This is a genomic window from Rhizobium sp. TH2 (genome assembly GCF_024707525.1).
Lineage (GTDB): Bacteria > Pseudomonadota > Alphaproteobacteria > Rhizobiales > Rhizobiaceae > Rhizobium_E.
In genome coordinates this window covers 4,754,548-4,772,500 of record NZ_CP062231.1, presented here as the reverse complement: position 1 = coordinate 4,772,500, position 17,953 = coordinate 4,754,548, and the positions used below count along the sequence as shown (strand labels likewise).

Here is a 17,953-nt window from a genome sequence, read left to right as displayed (position 1 = left end):
AACGCAGGGAACTGAAACATCTAAGTACCTGCAGGAAAGGACATCAACCGAGACTCCGTTAGTAGTGGCGAGCGAACGCGGACCAGGCCAGTGGCAATGAGGAATAAAATGGAACGGAATGGAAAGTCCGGCCTTAGCGGGTGATAGCCCCGTACATGTAGAACACTCATTGTCCTTGAGTAGGGCGGGACACGTGAAATCCTGTCTGAACATGGGGAGACCACTCTCCAAGCCTAAGTACTCGTGCATGACCGATAGCGAACAAGTACCGTGAGGGAAAGGTGAAAAGCACCCCGACAAGGGGAGTGAAATAGAACCTGAAACCGGTTGCCTACAAACAGTGGAAGCCCGCAAGGGTGACTGCGTACCTTTTGTATAATGGGTCAACGACTTAGTGTAACAAGCAAGCTTAAGCCGGTAGGTGTAGGCGCAGCGAAAGCGAGTGTTAATAGCGCGATTTAGTTTGTTGCATTAGACCCGAAACCAGGTGATCTAGCCATGAGCAGGTTGAAGGTTGGGTAACACCAACTGGAGGACCGAACCCGCATCTGTTGCAATAGATTGGGATGACTTGTGGTTAGGGGTGAAAGGCCAATCAAACCTGGAGATAGCTGGTTCTCCGCGAAATCTATTTAGGTAGAGCGTCGATCGAATACCCCCGGGGGTAGAGCACTGGATGGGCTATGGGGACTCACCGTCTTACTGATCCTAACCAAACTCCGAATACCGGGGAGTACTAATCGGCAGACACACGGCGGGTGCTAACGTCCGTCGTGAAAAGGGCAACAACCCTAACCTCCAGCTAAGGTCCCCAAGTCATGGCTAAGTGGGAAAGGATGTGAGACTCCCAAAACAACCAGGATGTTGGCTTAGAAGCAGCCATCATTTAAAGAAAGCGTAACAGCTCACTGGTCTAATTAAGGGGTTTTGCGCCGAAAATGTAACGGGGCTAAAGCCATGCACCGAAGCTGAGGATGTGCACGCAAGTGTACGTGGTAGCGGAGCGTTCCGTAAGCCTGTGAAGGAGGACCCGTGAGGGCCTCTGGAGGTATCGGAAGTGCGAATGTTGACATGAGTAACGATAAAGGGAGTGAGAGACTCCCTCGCCGAAAGACCAAGGGTTCCTGCTTAAAGTTAATCTGAGCAGGGTTAGCCGGCCCCTAAGGCGAGGCAGAAATGCGTAGTCGATGGGAACCACGTTAATATTCGTGGGCCTGGTGGTAGTGACGGATTGCGTAACTTGTTCAGTCTTATTGGATTGATTGGGCAGGGAAGCGGTTCCAGGAAATAGCTCCACCGTATAGACCGTACCCGAAACCGACACAGGTGGTCAGGTAGAGCATACCAAGGCGCTTGAGAGAACTATGTTGAAGGAACTCGGCAAATTGCACGCGTAACTTCGGAAGAAGCGTGACCCTATTGTACGCAAGTGCAGTAGGGTGGCACAGACCAGGGGGTAGCGACTGTTTATCAAAAACACAGGGCTCTGCGAAGTAGCAATACGACGTATAGGGTCTGACGCCTGCCCGGTGCTGGAAGGTTAAGAGGAGAGGTGCAAGCTTTGAATCGAAGCCCCAGTAAACGGCGGCCGTAACTATAACGGTCCTAAGGTAGCGAAATTCCTTGTCGGGTAAGTTCCGACCTGCACGAATGGCGTAACGACTTCCCCGCTGTCTCCAACATAGACTCAGTGAAATTGAATTCCCCGTGAAGATGCGGGGTTCCTGCGGTCAGACGGAAAGACCCCGTGCACCTTTACTATAGCTTTACACTGGCATTCGCCAAGGCATGTGTAGGATAGGTGGTAGGCTTTGAAGCGAGGGCGCCAGCTCTCGTGGAGCCATCCTTGAAATACCACCCTTATCTTCGTGGATGTCTAACCGCGGTCCGTCATCCGGGTCCGGGACAGTGTATGGTGGGTAGTTTGACTGGGGCGGTCGCCTCCGAAAGAGTAACGGAGGCGCGCGATGGTGGGCTCAGAACGGTCGGAAATCGTTCGTCGAGTGCAATGGCATAAGCCCGCCTGACTGCGAGACTGACAAGTCGAGCAGAGACGAAAGTCGGTCATAGTGATCCGGTGGTCCCGCGTGGAAGGGCCATCGCTCAACGGATAAAAGGTACGCCGGGGATAACAGGCTGATGACCCCCAAGAGTCCATATCGACGGGGTTGTTTGGCACCTCGATGTCGACTCATCGCATCCTGGGGCTGGAGCAGGTCCCAAGGGTATGGCTGTTCGCCATTTAAAGCGGTACGTGAGTTGGGTTCAGAACGTCGTGAGACAGTTCGGTCCCTATCTGCCGTGGGTGTAGGAATATTGACAGGATCTGTCCCTAGTACGAGAGGACCGGGATGGACGTATCTCTGGTGGATCTGTTGTCCTGCCAAGGGCATAGCAGAGTAGCTATATACGGAATGGATAACCGCTGAAGGCATCTAAGCGGGAAACCAACCTGAAAACGAGTGTTCCCTGAGAGCCGTGGAAGACGACCACGTTGATAGGACGGGTGTGGAAGCATGGCAACATGTGAAGCTTACCGTTACTAATAGCTCGATAGACTTCATCGTTCTCATTGATAATGTTCATCTTCCGGCGAAGGCTTTGCCTTCTCCGGTGAACATCATCTGCTTTCTTTGTCCTGACGCGCGAAAGAGCGCTCCGGACGGGCTCCGCCACACGCGTGGCGACGGCCTACCGGCCTGTATGGGTAATTCCATCGCAGGCTGTTGAGAAACATTGTGAAAACACTGCATTCATTCAAATAAACAAAGAGATGATGCGGAGCTTTATCAAGCCCGCGATCTCGCCAGCTTCTCATGATTAGCTTTGCGCTTTGCCGACCTGGTGGTTCTGGCGGGGTGGCCGCACCCGTTCCCATTCCGAACACGGCCGTGAAACGCCCCAGCGCCGATGGTACTTTGTCTTAAGGCACGGGAGAGTAGGTCGCTGCCAGGTCTGCAAAACGCAAAACTAATCATTCTCAGCAAACGATCACAACCGGCAACGACCGGACATACTACGGGCCGCCCTCAAAGCGGCCCATTGTCGTTGTAAGATCATAGATAAGCCGGACCCAATGTCCGAAGACTTACGCGGGGTGGAGCAGCCCCCGCCGACCCGCAGAAGCCAAAGACTTCGAGGACCGGCAAAACAAAGAAGACCGGGCAATGCTCGGCAGCTCAAAATTACGCGGGGTGGAGCAGCCCGGTAGCTCGTCAGGCTCATAACCTGAAGGCCGCAGGTTCAAATCCTGCCCCCGCAACCAAATCAAAGCCGTCACAGAAATGTGGCGGCTTTTTTGTTGCCGAACTCGACACCGTGCGGCGTCGGATCGCGACCACGCCGGGCATCGCCACGGTCCAGTTGCATGTCTCCCGGCGCATGCAATTCGACCGCCGGCTATGAAGCTGAAGCGCGTTGATCATGCAGGTTCTATTGCTTGAAAGTATCGAATTCCGCATCAACGGCGATCTGCATCGCCATCACCAGATGGTTGGTCCGGCCGGCAAGGCCAATCACGGCGAGGCGTTCGATACGCTCGCATTTAGTGCGATTGCAGCTTCTTGATGAATTCGGCTCGGCTGCGGGCGCCAGCTTTTGCCAGGACCCGGCTCACATGGGCCTTGACGGTGGGAAGCTCAATATTGAGGCGACGGCCGATTTCCTTGTTGCACAAGGCTTCGCCGATGAGAGAAGCGATTTCGCGTTCTCGCGGCGTCATGTCGGTGAGGCCCTGCCAGGTAGTGATGCTCGCCGGAGCCGTGGGAAACACGTTGCGCTCGGTGAATTCCATGAATTTCTGAAGAAAGCCGATATTGTCCTCAGTGAAGGCACCTTCCGCATCGCTGCGCAGCAAGGAGGCGCCTGCGACGATCCTCGATCCGAGCCGGAAGTACAGTTCGGTCTGGTGGGCGGTATTCTGTGGCTTCAGAAACTGCTCGTAATATTCGAGAGTTCCGGGATCCTGGCTGGCGATGTCGTGGCTAAGCACCTGCAGCCGAGCCTGCATATTGATCACGCGCCGGGGATGGAGCGGGTCGAAACGCCAGAAGTGATGATAGTAGCGCTGCTCCCAGTATGGCGACAGGTTGAACAACTGATGGTCCAGCACATGCTGGCTGCCATTGACCCGATAGAAACAACAGCCGCTCAGGGGCATGGCCGACGCCACGACGCCCAGAAACTGCTCTGCAAAGTCTCGTTGCGGGAAAGCGTTTTCTGTTTTGGTCATAACATGCCGATACACGATATTGTGTCATACACTTGTAATGAAGCAGCACCCCAGGCGGCGTGTCAACGGTCCCGGATGCCTGCGTCTCACCTGATTGGTGCCTTTTGCGTGTAATACCCCGGTATCATATCCCTCCCGCCGCGATTTTTCTAATCTGTGCCGGGAGCTAAAGGGGTGGGGAAGTCAGGCGGCGAGTTCGACCTGACAATGTCCGCCTCGCCACGCAGCCAGGACATATCGCGACAGCGCCTGTGCAGTGCCGACGATCTCCCGCGAATTCGAACGGAGAAACACATGAACAAGCGCCCCGACTATGTCGCACCCTATATGGCAATCGGCCTGTCGACCATTGTGACCGGCATCGCCGAACGACGACACATCCGGCACAATCTCGAAACGATCGAGGAAGCCATACACGCCTCGATCTCCATCTGCTCGATCAATGCGCCGGTGCGGGTCGTGGCTCTTGCCGAAGGCGCGCTGACGGGCTTTACCGACGAGATCTTCGACGTTCCACATGTGACGGCCGCGAAGGAAATGTTCATAGACCTGCCGGGTGAGGAAACCGAGGCACTCGGCAAGCTCGCGCGGCATTACGACACCTATATCATCGGCCAGTGCAAAGCGCGTTGGCCCGACGTGATGAAGGATCGCTTCTTCAACACGCTCTTCGTCATCGATCGCAAGGGCGAGGTCGTGCATCGTGCCGCCAAGAACCACATCTGGTGCCGCGAGCGCAGCTGCACGCCGCATGACGTCTACGACCGCTGGGTCGAGCTTTTTGGTGACGGGATCGAGGCGTTCTATCCCGTGCTTCGGACCGACGATATCGGCAATATCGGTACCATCTGCTGCTCGGACGGAGAATATCCGGAAGCCGTCCGGGCGCTCGCCTTCAACGGCGCAGAGGTGGTCTACAGGCCGTCAGAAGCCATGCCGATGACAGGCTCCGGCTATCCCGGCGGCGGTAGCTGGATGATCCAGAACCGGGCACACGCCGATTTCAACAGCGTCTATATGCTGTGCCCGAATATCGGGCCGGTCTATCTCTCACCGAGCTCCAAGCATCCGATCGATATCGCCGGCGGCAACGGTCACATCGTCGATTACCGCGGCAACATTGCCTCCTATGCGTCAAGCGGCGCCAACACAATGGTGGCGAGCCTGATCGACATCGAGGCGTTGCGGCAATTCCGGGCGATGAATCTCAACTCCAACTGGATGAAGGATCTCCGCACGGAGCTGTTTGCCAAGATGTACGAGAAACCGATCCACCCCCGTAATCTCTGGCTCGAGCGCGATCCCCAACGTCACGCCAAGGTGGATGACATCTACCGCGCGAACATCCAGCGTCTTGTCGAACGTGGCAGCTGGACTCTGCCGGCGCACGAGGTGCCGGGCGCCCGCTACACGCCGTCCGCGCCTGAGGGGGAGGACGACTGGAATGACGCCAAGGTCATGTGGCGACCTTGGCACAACAGCTGATCGAAGACAGGCATTCCTCCACATCGGCCCGCGACACAAAGGCGAGACCTATGAGCGGACCCGCGAAACCAACTGGGACAATAAAATCATGTCAACCGCATCATCACCAAGGCGTAGTCTTAGCACGCTCGATATTTTCTTTCTTGTGGTGGCCGCCGCTGCGCCATTGGCCGCCGTCGCCGGCAATGGCGCGCTCGGCGTGCTCCTGGGCAATGGCGTCGGAATGCCGGCTTCCTATCTGATCGCTGGCATCGTGCTCATCCTGTTTGCCATCGGCTTCGTGCGGATGAGCCCGCATGTCACCCATTCGGGTGCCTTCTACGCTTATGTGAGGCACGGCCTGGGTGCGCGTGCCGGCGGTGCCGCCGCCTTCGTGGCGATTGTCGTCTACCTTATGATGGTGGTTGGCAGTGTTGCCGGGTTCGGCTTCTTCGCCAACGTGTTCTTCGTGGAGAATTTGGGCTGGGATATCTCCTGGAAGGTCTGGGGGGCGCTCGTAATCGTCGTCGTCGGTCTCGTTGGATATCGCGAGATCACACTCGGTGCGCGCCTGTTGTCGGTCCTGCTGACGCTCGAAGTCCTGATCCTCGTCGCGCTGGTCTTGGCGGTTTTCTGGCCATCCAGCCCCGCGAGCGTGACATTCGGGTCCTTCATCCCGTCCAACATTTTCAGCGGCTCGATCGGCGTCGGCCTGATGTTCGCGTTCGTTTCCTTCCTCGGTTTCGAGTCCGCTGCCATCTACAGCGACGAGGCACGGAATGGCCATCGCACGGTAAGCCGGGCTCTGATTGCCGCCGTCCTGTTCATTGCCGTTTTCTACGCGATCGCCATGTGGTGCATCATCATTGCCTTCGGCGAGGACAAGGTCGTCGCGGCGGCGGGCGAGAATCCCGGCACCCTGATCTTCCGGGCGTTCGGCCTCTACATGCATCCGGCGTTCACCGTGGCGGTCGAATTCCTGATGGTGACCAGTGCGCTGGCGGCAACCATTGCCTTGCACAATGCCGCGTCGCGCTATCTGTTCGCGCTCGGCCGGGAAGGCATGTTGCCCTCGGCGCTCGCGAGGCTTCACCCGAAGCTGCAATCCCCTCACATTGCCAGCGTCGCGGTTACGGTGATCTCCGTGGTGTTCACGGCGCTGTTTGCGATCAGCAATGCCGATCCGCTGATGACCGTGCTTTCCAGCACCTTTGGTCTGGCGGCACTGGGCATCATCCTGCTGCAGGCAGCGACATCGCTCTCGGTCGTGGTCTTCACCTGGCGCACACGACAGGAAGCCGGTTCGATGCCGAACCTGGTGATCGCGCTCCTTGCCACTGCTGGTCTGTCCATCGCGGCGATACTGGTGGTCAGGAATTATTCGACGCTGACGGGCAGCCTGGGGCTTTTGGACTATGCACCCTGGATCATTCCGGTAGCGGCGATGATCGGCATTGCCGTTGCACCGCGCTCACGGATCGCCGCCGTCGGTTCGCGTGCATGATGGGGTGACCGCGCCGGCCAGTGTAGACGGATCCCTCTCCCCCTGAAGAGGAGCTATTGCTGGGTGACATCTGGAATGGATGTCACCCAGCATTTTCATCCACCAGTCATCGTCATCATCACTCAACTATATGTATTTTCTGGTAATTTAAGTGGAGGCCTTCGTGATTCCCGACAAAGGAAAACCGGTTGTTCTGGTCACTGGCGGGGGCAGCGGCATTGGCCTTGCGACTGCTTTGCGGCTTGCAGGCGATCATGAGGTCGCAATCTGCGGCCGACGCGGTGCCGCGCTGGATGCGGTCGCGAGGCGCGCCGACGGCATCTATCCGTTTGTCGCCGATGTCGGCGACCCCGTTGCAGCCGCCAAGCTCGTCGGCGATGTGGTCGCGCGTTTCGGCAGACTGGACGGGCTGGTGCTGAATGCAGGCATCGTCATTACCAAGCCCTTTGCCCAGACCTCGATTTATGACTGGAACCAGCAATTGGCGATCAACCTGACCGGTCCGTTCGTGCTGGCGCAGACGGCGTTGCCCCACCTGCTCGAGCGCAAGGGCGCCATCGTCTCGGTCAGCTCCGTCGGCGCGGTCCAGACCGGTCCCGGCCTCGCCGCCTACTCCGCTTCGAAGGCCGGGCTCACCTTGATGACGCAGGCTATCGCCTATGAACATGCTCGCCACGGCCTGCGCGCCAATATCGTGGCACCCGGCTGGATCCGCACCGAAATGGGCGATGAGGAAATGGCCACGATGAATATCGCCGAAGACCTTGAGGGTGCCTATGCCAAGGTCAGCGAAGATGTTCCGCAGCGCCGCGCGGGCAGCGCCGACGAAGCAGCCGAGGCCATTGCCTGGCTTCTGTCGCCTGCCGCCTCCTTCGTCAACGGCGCGGTCCTGCCCGTCGATGGCGGCTCGTTGATCGCCAATGTCGGTATGACCTTCTTCGACAAGATCGTCGAAACTTGAAACCGGAATCGAAAGTCCCGGCGGCGCGGTGCGATCAGCCTGTGCCGGCCGGCACGGCTGCTACCAGCGCCGCGCGATTATCGACTTCGAGCTTCTGGTAGATCGACTGCGTCTGGTTGCGCACCGTTGCAGGCGCAAGGCCGAGATGACGGGCGACTTCCTTGGCACTCTTTCCGCCTGCCAGCTCGCGCGCGACCTCGCGCTCTCTCCGGGTCAGGAGATCGAAGCGGTTGAGGCGGCGCAACGTCAGCCGGCGAAGGTCCATGTCCTCAAAGCCGGGCGTCGTTTCGACCGATACGACCAGGTTGCGATCCGTCAGGACATGGGTGCCGGGATGGCCGATCAGGGAGGCCAGTTGTTCCGGAAGGTTGTCGCCGGTCCAGCGCGGCCATACATCGCCGAACTGCTCCCGGAGTGCGTCGAGACAGAGAAAGCCTATGCCATCCCTCGAAGCGAGGATCGTCACCGAACCAGGCACGGCGGCGCGACCGGGTTCCGCCGTCGAAAGTTTCATGGCGGCAGTAAGATGGCTAACGGCACATTGCAGGAACTCGCATTCCTCGGGGCTCCAGCTCTTCGCGCGATTACCCACCCGGTAGGACGAGAGATAAAAGTTGGGCAACCCACCGCTTGGATTCTCCATCGCGGTCGTCATGCGGGTCAATCCATAACGATCAGAGAGATCCGCCATTCCGTCGGTCTGCTGACGCTGCTTGCGACTATAGATCGCTGCGTGCCGGGGGTGTTCGATCTTGGATCGGGCCAGCAGATCCTGGTCGGCCATGCGCTGCCATGTCGTAAAGAAATCGTCCGGTAGCTGGTGTGTTGCATTGGCGAAAACATCGACGCCTGCCGGATGAAGTCTCGCCCAGCCATACCAGGCAGCGTCGAAACCCAGTGCGACGGAGAGTTCAGTAACGGCCCATCGTGCGAGCTCTTCGGCCCGCATATGAGACGCCTCATGGTTCATCTCGGTGATGAAACGCGAAAAGCTGGCTATTCCCAGTCCCATAGGCCCCCCAGACCGCAGGCCAGACCCTCGGCAAGACGCCCTGTCGGGTCGGCTCGAAACTCCTTCCGCATCCGGAAAGCAGGCCCGGTTCATCGGCTGAAACCTCAGCGCCAGAGCTTTTCGTCTCCGGTATATTGGCTGCCGGGCAGCGCTCCTTCTCTCAGAAAAGCATTTAACACATTTAGCATTATCTTGGCCACATTGTTTTCACCGCCGTGGCAGGGCAGGGCCTGGCTCCAGGCGATCGAGCCGACACTGAAGCAGGCGCCGTGTTCTGGTGTTGTGAACAGGATCATGTCGCCACGCACCTGGGCGTCCTGGGTGCCGCCCCGTCCGGGAAAAGCATAGGTGACTTCTTCGGACACGAGCGGGTAGTTGTCGGAATGGCCGGAGGTCGATCCAACAAGCAGCGTATGCGGCGGTGTTCCGAGGCCGAGCTCGTAGCGGTCGATCTCGATGCCGCCCGCGCCGCCGCCGGCAAGGCCGAAATCGCCGATCAATTCATCGTCGCCGATGCCTTCGAAAATCCAGGAGGCACGCTTGTGAAAACTGTCGGGCATCCGTTCGAACGGCTGGCTCGCATCCATGCCCTCGGCGGTGAAGCCCAGGCCTACGACCTTCTGCGGCGCCCGCCCACGCGACCGCCAGAGGCCCGAACGCTGGCCAGTACAGGCGAGGTATCCCTCACCGGGTTCCGCCTGCCAGGCGCGGGAACCGGCATCGAGCTTGCGGACCTCGATACAATGCGGTTCGTCCTTGCGCGTGCCCGTGACCCAATAATAGCCGTTGCCACCGAGATACATGACCCGACCGCCCTCTCTCAGATAGGCCTCTGTCGCATCCATCATCTCCTCGGAATAGTATTCGGGATGGGTGCCGTTCATCACTGTCCGATAGGGTTTGAGGCAGTCGAGCCCTTCGGCGTGAAGGTCATGGTCGGTGATCAGGTCATAGTCGATACCCGCATGCTCCAGCCACCAGATCAGCGACAGGTCCGCTGGCAGCGACCACGGGAAATTCATCGCCGGCAGGCGATAGCGTGGCCTCAGCGTGATGATCGGGCGCTTCCAGGACGAATAGCAGCATCCCGCTCCGTCGGAATGGTGGTCATAGGTGGAGAGGCCGAATTCCTCGAGCTTCTTGTATTCGAGATCCTCCTCGTTCAGGACGGGTGTGTGCGCCGTGATCGCCTGGGCGATCGGAGCCTCGTAGGACAGATGCTCGTTGCCGTAGGCGAGGTAGGTGAAGGTCGGCAGCAGCAGGGCCAACTTGGCCTTCGGCGTCTTGGGACGGACGATGAATGGGACGGAATCGGTGCCATTGCCGGCCGCGATCTTCAGGCAATAGACACCGGACTTGAGATCGTCGGGCAGGTCGAGCGAGAAAGTCTTCTGCCAGCGGCAATCGGTCAGCGCGTCGTCATGATAGTGCACGCCGCCAAACGTCTCCGGCGCAAGGCGATAACTCTCTTCGCCCCGCCAGTTGAAGCCGGTCATACAGCGAACGGGACGGTTGACACCCTGCATGTGGAGCCCATGCGGGCCGGTGTCGGCGATCGTGTCGCCGACGCCTTCTCGCGCGAGGTTCGCGGTCGGATCCCAATAGGCTGTGAGGCCTTCCGGCGATGGTTCAGCGCCGCCTGCCAGCGCTTCGATCTCCGTCCGGGACAGCGGGCGCTCATAGACGCCTGACCGGTCGATCTTGCCGTTATAGAGCAGGCTCGCATGATGGCCGCGGGTCGGGTTCCAGGCGGTGGCCGAAGCCAGCCTGAAGCTCGCTTCCCCGCCCGTTGCCGCCGGTGCCACCCGCAGGCTTTCACGCACCCAGCTGTCGGCCTCGAAGGGGACGACGGTCGATATCCGGCTGTTCCAGGCGTTGACGCAATTGATCAGATGCAGTTCGGCCTTCTTCGTCGCGCCATCGAAGGACGCGGCGATGAAATACCAGCATCGCGGCACCAGCGTGATCTCGGTCCGGATCTCGTCGACGTCAGTACCGTTGCCGACCCAGAGCGCGACATGTCCATCCGGATCGATGCCGAGGCCGAAGCCCATGGTACGGTCGATGGCCCAGCGTCCCATGATCTGCTGGCGTTCCGCCTTTGGCGCGGTGGGCTGGAAATGGGCGAAAAGCGTGAAGGACGAGAGCTTGTCCAGCCGCCCCTTCGGATCGTCGGCGTTGGCGAAGCTGCCGAGCTGCGTGAACTGGCGTTCGGCCGGGATCGATGCGGGAAGCTTGAGGTCTGTCGGGAGCTCGACATAGCCCGGCCCTTCCGGGTTCTCGTCACCATGGATGACCCGGACCAGGCTCGCGGTCACGTGGTCCTGTCCCTCGACCGAGATCATGAAATCGACCGTCCCGCCCGCGCGGGCACAGAGAGGATCGGCATAGCCGAAAATGCGGGTATTGGTCATGGGATCAGCTTTCCATCAAGTCGTTCAGGCGCAGAAGGAACACGGCGTGATAGGCCTCGTTGATGCCGTCATAGGTCTTGTCATCGACGAGGCGCGGCGGTGCGCCGCGAACGCCCGAGAACGCGACGATCTTGTAGGCGTGGAACTGGCCGGACTGGCGGATTATGGCATATTTGTCGGCGACGTCGCCGCGCCGGAAATAATTCAGCACGCGCGAAAGCCCGTCGGAATGCTGGCCAAGCGGATTAAGGCGATGTTCCTCGATCAGTTCGGATGTGATCAGGGTCTTGAGATGATCGCGCAGCCGCTTGTCGAAGCGGCGATAATAGATCGCCTGCTTGTCGTGGATTTCGATGGCTTCTTCGGGCATGACGTCGCCCCCCTTTTCGGTACGGCGCGCACGCGCCTCTGATTGTTTGCGGCGGCGCCAGCGGCGGAACTGTTCACGGGCGCCGGCAATGCCGTTGTCGGTCCAGAGCGTGACCAGCAGCATGATGGCGGCGACGAGGAGAATGCGGAGCGGTCCGATCTCAAGGAGACCCTTGTCGATCAGGACGACGATGGCAGTACCGATCACCGCGCCTTCCGCCCGGCCGAGCCCGCCGATGACGATCATGGCGAACAGCAGCATCAACTGGTCGAGCGAGAAGATTGCCGGCGAGATCGAGCCGTAAAACTGGGCGTAGAAGGCGCCGATGACGCCGAGCCCGGCCGAGGAGATGCAGAACACCTGCATGCGCGCCTTGCGGTAATCGATGCCGGAAGCCTGGGCAAAGTCCTCGTCCTCGCGGGCGGTCTGCAGCAGCATGCCGAGCCGTTCGGAATTGACGATCCGGAAGGTCAGGAGCGCCAGCAGCAGCAGCACGAAGGCACCGGCGAAACCGATCAGCAATCCCGGACGCTGCAGCATCCAGTCTTTCGGGATGAAGCCCTGGACACTGTTGATCGACCCATTATACGGCGTCAGCGGCTTGAGCTGCTGGACGAAGACGCGGCAGATCTCGGCGACACCCATGGTCAGCAGAGCATAATAGAGTCCATCGAGCCGCGTCGACGGCAGGGCGAGCAGGCCGCCGGCGACAAAGCCGGCAATCCCGCCAGCGAGGAACATGAGGGGCCAGGGCAGGCCGAGATAGACGTTGAGCGCGGCGCCGCAATAGCCGCCGATGCCGACCACGGCGAGCGTCGCCAGGCTGAAGATGCCGGCGGTGCCGATGATCAGGGTCCACAGGACATTGATCGCGGAGAAGATGCAGAAGATCGAGACGATGGTCAGCGCCGAATTCGACAGGAACGGCGCGGACAGGGCGAGCAGCGCCAGCGCGATGGTCCACCACAACGGCTTCTTGTCCGCCAGCAGGCGCTCCTGCTTCAGCGTCTTGGGGTTCAGCCGCGAGCGCCATTTCAGCAGGTGGCGCCGCGTGAACGGCAGGCGGCGGCGGTCGAGCGGCTCGCTGCCCGACACCGGCAGAGCAATTTCCTGCGGGCGTTGACCGATCTCGAAAAGCTTTTTCTCGGTCATTTACGCGCCTTGTCCAGAAGCCCGCCGATTCCGCGCGGACGGATGATCAGGACGGCGATGATGAAGAGGAAGGTTCCGAACAGAACGTAGCGCTGGCCGAGGAAGGGCAAGGCGCCGATAATGGCTTCGAGGAAGCCGATGATCACGGCACCCGCCACCGCGCCGGGAACCGAACCGAGCCCTCCGAGCAGCGCGATCGTCAGTCCCTTGATCAGCGGCACGGCGCCCGACGTCGGCGAGACGAAGATGGTCTGCGACAGCAACACCGATGCGAGGCCGGCCAACGCACCTGTCAGCATGGTCACGGGCAGTGCCGTCCAGCGGACGGAGATCGCCGACAGCACCGCTCCTTCCGGGTTTTGCATCATGGCGCGGATCTCTAGCCCCTTGCGGCTGACCTTCAGCCAGAAAAGCAGCAGGCCGAGGATGACGGTGGTTCCGATGATCGTTCCCAGCTGGTCGTAGCGGGCGGAGAGGCCGAGGAATTCGATCCTGCCCATGCCGAAGATCTTGGGGAGGTTCTTCTGCTTCGGTCCGAACACCCAGAGCAGGGTCTGGACTGTCGCCATGTTGATCGCGAGCGTGACGATCAGGCTTCGCACGGCGAAATTCGGTTTGTCGTGAATGGGCAGGAAGGCGAGGAGATAGATAAGCCCGCCCATGATCGCCCCGCTGAGCGCGCCAGCCGACAGGCAGACTCCCGCCATGGCGATCGTTCCGGACAAGGTCTTGCCCAGGGTGGCGAGGATCAGCGGCTTGGCAACTTCGGCCGCGCCCCAGGCTGCATAGCCGGCGACGGCGAAGGAGGCGCCGTGGGCCATGTTGATCATGCCGATCGACGACCAGAGCAGACTGATGCCGATGGCCATCAGGCCGTAGATGGCGGCCAGCGAAAGTCCGTGAACGAGGAGGATCGAGAGGTCCATCTTAATGCAAGCTCACATGTCCGACGTCGCCCCGGAGACGGCCGGCATGCATGCCCACCATCCGGTCGACGCGTCCTGACAGAAGTGCCACATTCTGTTCGGCGATGATCATGGCACGGCCATCCTGCGGCAGGGAAAACAGCGCCTCGATCACGCTGGTGGAAATTTTTGGCGCCAGCCCCAGCGATGGCTCGTCGATGAGATACAGCTTGGCTTCCACCATCAGGGCACGGCCGACGCTGACCATGCGCCGCTCGCCACCCGAGAGGCGGCCGACCAGGGCATGCTCGAGTTTCCTGAGCGGTGGGAATATGTCGAAGATCATCTCGCGGCGTTGTTTTCGCTCGCGCCAGGCGGTCGGCGTATAGGCGCCGCAATCGAGATGCTGGGCGACAGTGAGGCCCGGGAATATCGCGTCGCCTTGCGGCGCCATGGCCAGCCCGGCCCGGACGATGCCCGGCGTCAACCGCCCTGGACCGGTCGAGCGGCTTCCGCCGACCTCGAGTCCCAACAACTGGATCGACCCCGATTGCCAGCCGACCTGTGAGGAGATGGCTCGAAACAGCGTGGTCTTGCCGTGACCGTTCAGGCCTACGAGGCCTATGCGTTCGCCCTCGGCGATCTTGAAGGATATGTCGTGAAGCACGCGAAGGGGGCCGTATCCCGCCGTCAGGCCCTCGACTTTCAACACATCAACCATGGGCGGGTTCCTCGAAATAGGCGGCGAGCACGCGCGGATCGCGGAACACATCGCGCGGCGTGCCTGATGCGATGACGAGCCCCATGTCGAGAACCACGGCACGATCGGCGATGGCCGACAGAAGCTCCAGCCGGTGCTCGATCAGGATCGCGCCGATATTATATTCGTCGACGAGGCGGCGGATGATCAGGTCGAGTTCGTCGATCTCGGAATTGATCAGACCCGAGGCGGGCTCGTCCAGCAACAGCACCGAGGGATGGCGCATCAGCAGGCAGGAGAGCAGCAGCTTGCGGCGGTCGAACGTGTCGAGCGAACCGGCGACACGGTCCCATGGCTGGCGAAAATTGGCGAGATGGCAAGCCCGTTCGGCATCCATTCGGGTCTTGTAGGGCTTGTAGGCATAGCGCGCCGCGCGGAAGGTCTCCGCTATCGTCAATGAGCCGGGCACGACCGGGCTCTGGTAGGTCCGCCCGAGCCCAAGCCGCGCGCGGTCGTGGACCGACATGCGGGTGATGTCGCGATCCCCGAGGAAAACCTGTCCGCTTTCGGCGGTGTAGCGACCGCAGAGGATTTCGAACAGCGACGTCTTGCCGGCTCCGTTCGGGCCAACGAGGCCGAGGACCTCGCCGGCGGCGACGGATAGCGTCACGTCCTGCAGGATAGCCCGGCCGCCGAAGGATATTCCGATCCCCCGGCAGCCGAAGATGGTTGCGTCAGCCGACATCGCTCTTCCGCTTACATCCACGGAGCGGGCCGCATGTCAGCTTCCTTGAGGCTGGCGGGCGAGATGATCTTGTGCGCGCCGTCCTGCACCTGGAAGATCAGATGCGCTTGGGCGGAGTCGGCATCGTCGGTCATGGTCGGATAGCTGATCGGCGAATTGGTGTCGGTGGCGAATGTGTAGGTACCGCAAACGCCGCGATACTTGATCGCCTTGATCGCCTTGCCGACGGCATCGAAGTCCTTCGGATCCGTCGTCTTCCAGACCTCGGCGAGGATGTGGATGGTGTCATAGCCGGAGCCGGTATAGACCATGCCCATCGTGCCGGGATATTTTTCCTGATATGCCTTGCGAAAGGCATTGCCCTTCTCGTCAGCGTAGACGCCGATCACCGAACCCCAGATGAAGCCCTCGGAAGCCTCGCCCGCGAGATCGAGGAATTCGGGCTGCGATGGGCCGTACTGGAGATAGACCAGCGAGCCTTGCGTCGGATCCAGCACATAGGCCTGGGCGAAACTCGCGAGTTCCGCCGCCACCCAGTGGTCGATCATGATGACACCGCAGTCGGCCTCCTTGATGGCCTGGATCACGGGTGTCCAGTCCTGCACCGGGAACTGGATGTCGGTGATCGGACCCTGCACCCACTCGCCATTCGTGGCGGCGATTGCTGCCTGGGTCGCCTTCGAGATGACCTGCGTATAGCCGATCTGCTCCTGGACGATATGGATGCGGTTGTTCTTCGGCTTCCAGCCCGCAGCCTTCTGGTTCGACAGGAACTTCACGAAGCCCGCACCGTAATAGGTCTCGGCAACATCGATCTGGAAAATGTTGTGGTATTTCGGGTTGGACTTGATCAGGTCGAGGCTGGCCTGGCTGGTATTGCCGTTCAGATAGGGCACGCCGTTCGAAGCCGCCACGTCCATCGCGGGCTGCGGGATGATGGCGAAGGAATGGGCGAGCGCCTGGACGCCGCCCTCGACGAGGCTCTGGAAGGCCGCGACCGTACCTTCGGGGGTCAAAAGGTCGATGTCGACCACGCGGGTTTCGAGCGGCCGGCCGTTGACGCCGCCGGCGGCGTTGATTTCCTCGACCGCCATGGTGACGCCGTTGAGCCAGTCAGCCTGGTCGGCGACGCCGACGGGACCGGATTTCGCCGTGGGAACGCCGATAACGATCGGGTCGGCGGCCAGGAGCGGCGTGGAAAGCGAGGCGACGGCAAAGGTCGCCACCGAGCTCAACAGAAATTGACGACGATTGAAGTCCATAACGCATTCTCCCATTTTCGGCTGTTTGCCGGTTCACCCTTGTTTTTCGTCATGAGGCCGCTGATCGGGCCGTCTGTAAATGATGCAAATGCACCATGCGGCCTGTCAGAAGCCGAGGCTTGCCGCCTGCTTTTCGAGCCGCGCGCGCTGATAGGCGATGAAATCGGCCGGGGGTTGCTGCGCGGTGAGGATATCGAGGAACGGATCCTGCACCGGGGTGCGATGGCCCGAGAATTCCTCGATTAGGGCGAGCCCGCAGAAGGGCACATAGCCTTCGGAGTAACCACCCTCATGCGCGGCCAGCAGGCGTCCTCCGCAGAGCTCGTCCGCAAGCGCCTTGATCTTCGACGCCATGGCGCGGAAGGTTTCCGAATGCGCCTGCATTCGGGCGAGCGGATCGAAGGCATTGGCGTCGAGGCCCGAGGCGATGACGATGATCTCGGGCTTGAAGGCGCGCAGAGCAGGCGTCACCAGCAGGTCGAACGCGTCGAGATAGGCCTGGTAGCCGCCGCCGGGAAGAAGCGGAATGTTGAGGTTATAGCCTTCGCCCTTGCCCGTCCCGCGGGCTTCGGCTCGGCCTTGGTCCGGCGGGAAGCAGTTTTCCTGATGCAGGCTGATCGTCAGCGTGTCGTCGCGATCATAGAAGCATGCTTCGGTGCCGTTGCCATGATGCACGTCCCAATCCACCACGGCTGCCCGGACAGGGCCCACTTCGGCGCGGAGCGCTTCGAGCGCCAGTGGGATATTGGCCAGCAGGCAGAAGCCCATCGAGGCATCCGGCAGGCAATGATGGCCCGGCGGGCGGGATATGACATAGGCATTGTCGAGCCGGCGATGGAAGACATCCGATACCGCGCGCTTCACAAGACCGGCCGAAATCGCAGCGATCTCGAACGAGCCGGGACCGAAGGGCGAATAGTAGCCGGCATTGCCGCCGCCTGCATCGGAGAGGCGCTTGAATTCGTCGAGATATTTCGGCGTGTGGATGCGCTGCATCTCGGCCCGGGTCACCGGCTCAGCTTTGCGCCATTCGAGATGATCGCCGAGGCCGGAAACCTCGATGAGGTTTTTCAGCCGGCGCTTGGTTTCGGGGTTCTCGGCATGGCCTCCGCTGGAGGGCGGCTGCAGGTAACCTCCGACCGGCGCGATGATGACGTGTTCGCCCGTCGTGTGCCAAAGGCAGCGTTCGTCGAAGTAAAATGCCGTGGCCATTCTGAAGCTCCTCCCAGAGTT

At 60.5% G+C, this 17,953-nt stretch carries 13 protein-coding genes, 1 tRNA gene and 2 rRNA genes (1 of these 16 cut by a window edge); 7 read left to right on the top strand and 9 right to left on the bottom strand.

The features are described from left to right. From IHQ71_RS23250 to IHQ71_RS23235, 4 genes are all read left to right on the top strand, one after another. Positions 1-2,567 (top strand): 23S ribosomal RNA (locus IHQ71_RS23250); it begins 232 nt to the left of the window's first position. A gap of 273 nt (positions 2,568-2,840) precedes the next feature. Then, a 5S ribosomal RNA gene (gene rrf, locus IHQ71_RS23245) occupies positions 2,841-2,955 on the top strand. Between the two features lie 233 nt (positions 2,956-3,188). Further along, positions 3,189-3,265, top strand: a tRNA-Met gene (locus IHQ71_RS23240). Between the two features lie 152 nt (positions 3,266-3,417). Continuing rightward, positions 3,418-3,567, top strand: a complete 150-nt coding sequence (locus IHQ71_RS23235) for a hypothetical protein (RefSeq protein ID WP_258158782.1) — start codon at positions 3,418-3,420, stop codon at positions 3,565-3,567. On the opposite strand, the gene IHQ71_RS23230 is transcribed toward IHQ71_RS23235, so the two are convergent. Continuing rightward, positions 3,545-4,231, bottom strand: coding sequence for a helix-turn-helix transcriptional regulator (locus IHQ71_RS23230; protein ID WP_258158781.1), 687 nt, complete (start codon positions 4,229-4,231; stop codon positions 3,545-3,547). The genes IHQ71_RS23235 and IHQ71_RS23230 overlap by 23 nt on opposite strands. A 294-nt stretch (positions 4,232-4,525) precedes the next feature. Here IHQ71_RS23230 and IHQ71_RS23225 point away from each other — a divergent pair, with 294 nt between their 5' ends. From IHQ71_RS23225 to IHQ71_RS23215, 3 genes are all read left to right on the top strand, one after another. After that, entirely contained in the window at positions 4,526-5,716 is a 1,191-nt protein-coding gene (locus IHQ71_RS23225) for a nitrilase-related carbon-nitrogen hydrolase (protein ID WP_258158780.1), read from the top strand. A gap of 88 nt (positions 5,717-5,804) precedes the next feature. Next, positions 5,805-7,199, top strand: coding sequence for an APC family permease (locus IHQ71_RS23220; protein ID WP_258158779.1), 1,395 nt, complete (start codon positions 5,805-5,807; stop codon positions 7,197-7,199). 163 nt (positions 7,200-7,362) lie between these two features. Next, positions 7,363-8,160, top strand: a complete 798-nt coding sequence (locus tag IHQ71_RS23215) for an SDR family NAD(P)-dependent oxidoreductase (RefSeq protein WP_258158778.1) — start codon at positions 7,363-7,365, stop codon at positions 8,158-8,160. Positions 8,161-8,194: 34 nt separating this feature from the next. Here the strand turns inward: IHQ71_RS23215 and IHQ71_RS23210 are convergent, their stop codons facing one another. The 8 genes from IHQ71_RS23210 to IHQ71_RS23175 all read right to left on the bottom strand — a co-directional run bounded on the left by IHQ71_RS23210 (position 8,195) and on the right by IHQ71_RS23175 (position 17,932). Beyond that, positions 8,195-9,172 carry a LuxR C-terminal-related transcriptional regulator gene (locus IHQ71_RS23210; protein ID WP_258158777.1) on the bottom strand — a complete coding sequence of 326 codons (978 nt, stop codon included), beginning with the start codon at positions 9,170-9,172 and terminating at the stop codon, positions 8,195-8,197. Between the two features lie 104 nt (positions 9,173-9,276). After that, on the bottom strand, positions 9,277-11,586 hold the full coding sequence (locus tag IHQ71_RS23205; protein ID WP_258158776.1) for a LamG domain-containing protein: 2,310 nt from the start codon (positions 11,584-11,586) through the stop codon (positions 9,277-9,279). 4 nt (positions 11,587-11,590) lie between these two features. After that, positions 11,591-13,108, bottom strand: a complete 1,518-nt coding sequence (locus IHQ71_RS23200) for a branched-chain amino acid ABC transporter permease (protein WP_258158775.1) — start codon at positions 13,106-13,108, stop codon at positions 11,591-11,593. Continuing rightward, positions 13,105-14,034, bottom strand: coding sequence for a branched-chain amino acid ABC transporter permease (locus IHQ71_RS23195; RefSeq protein WP_258158774.1), 930 nt, complete (start codon positions 14,032-14,034; stop codon positions 13,105-13,107). The genes IHQ71_RS23200 and IHQ71_RS23195 overlap by 4 nt, the downstream gene beginning before the upstream one ends. Before the next feature lies 1 nt (position 14,035). Further along, a complete protein-coding gene (locus tag IHQ71_RS23190) occupies positions 14,036-14,734 on the bottom strand; it encodes an ABC transporter ATP-binding protein (protein WP_258158773.1) in 699 nt (232 codons plus the stop codon). Beyond that, positions 14,727-15,458 carry an ABC transporter ATP-binding protein gene (locus tag IHQ71_RS23185; RefSeq protein WP_258158772.1) on the bottom strand — a complete coding sequence of 244 codons (732 nt, stop codon included), beginning with the start codon at positions 15,456-15,458 and terminating at the stop codon, positions 14,727-14,729. Before IHQ71_RS23185 ends, IHQ71_RS23190 begins: the two co-directional genes overlap by 8 nt. An 11-nt stretch (positions 15,459-15,469) precedes the next feature. Further along, positions 15,470-16,720, bottom strand: a complete 1,251-nt coding sequence (locus IHQ71_RS23180) for an ABC transporter substrate-binding protein (protein WP_258158771.1) — start codon at positions 16,718-16,720, stop codon at positions 15,470-15,472. A 105-nt stretch (positions 16,721-16,825) separates the two neighbouring features. Continuing rightward, positions 16,826-17,932: a class II histone deacetylase gene (locus IHQ71_RS23175; protein ID WP_258158770.1), complete on the bottom strand. Its 1,107-nt coding sequence runs from the start codon at positions 17,930-17,932 to the stop codon at positions 16,826-16,828. Positions 17,933-17,953 lie beyond the last annotated feature (21 nt).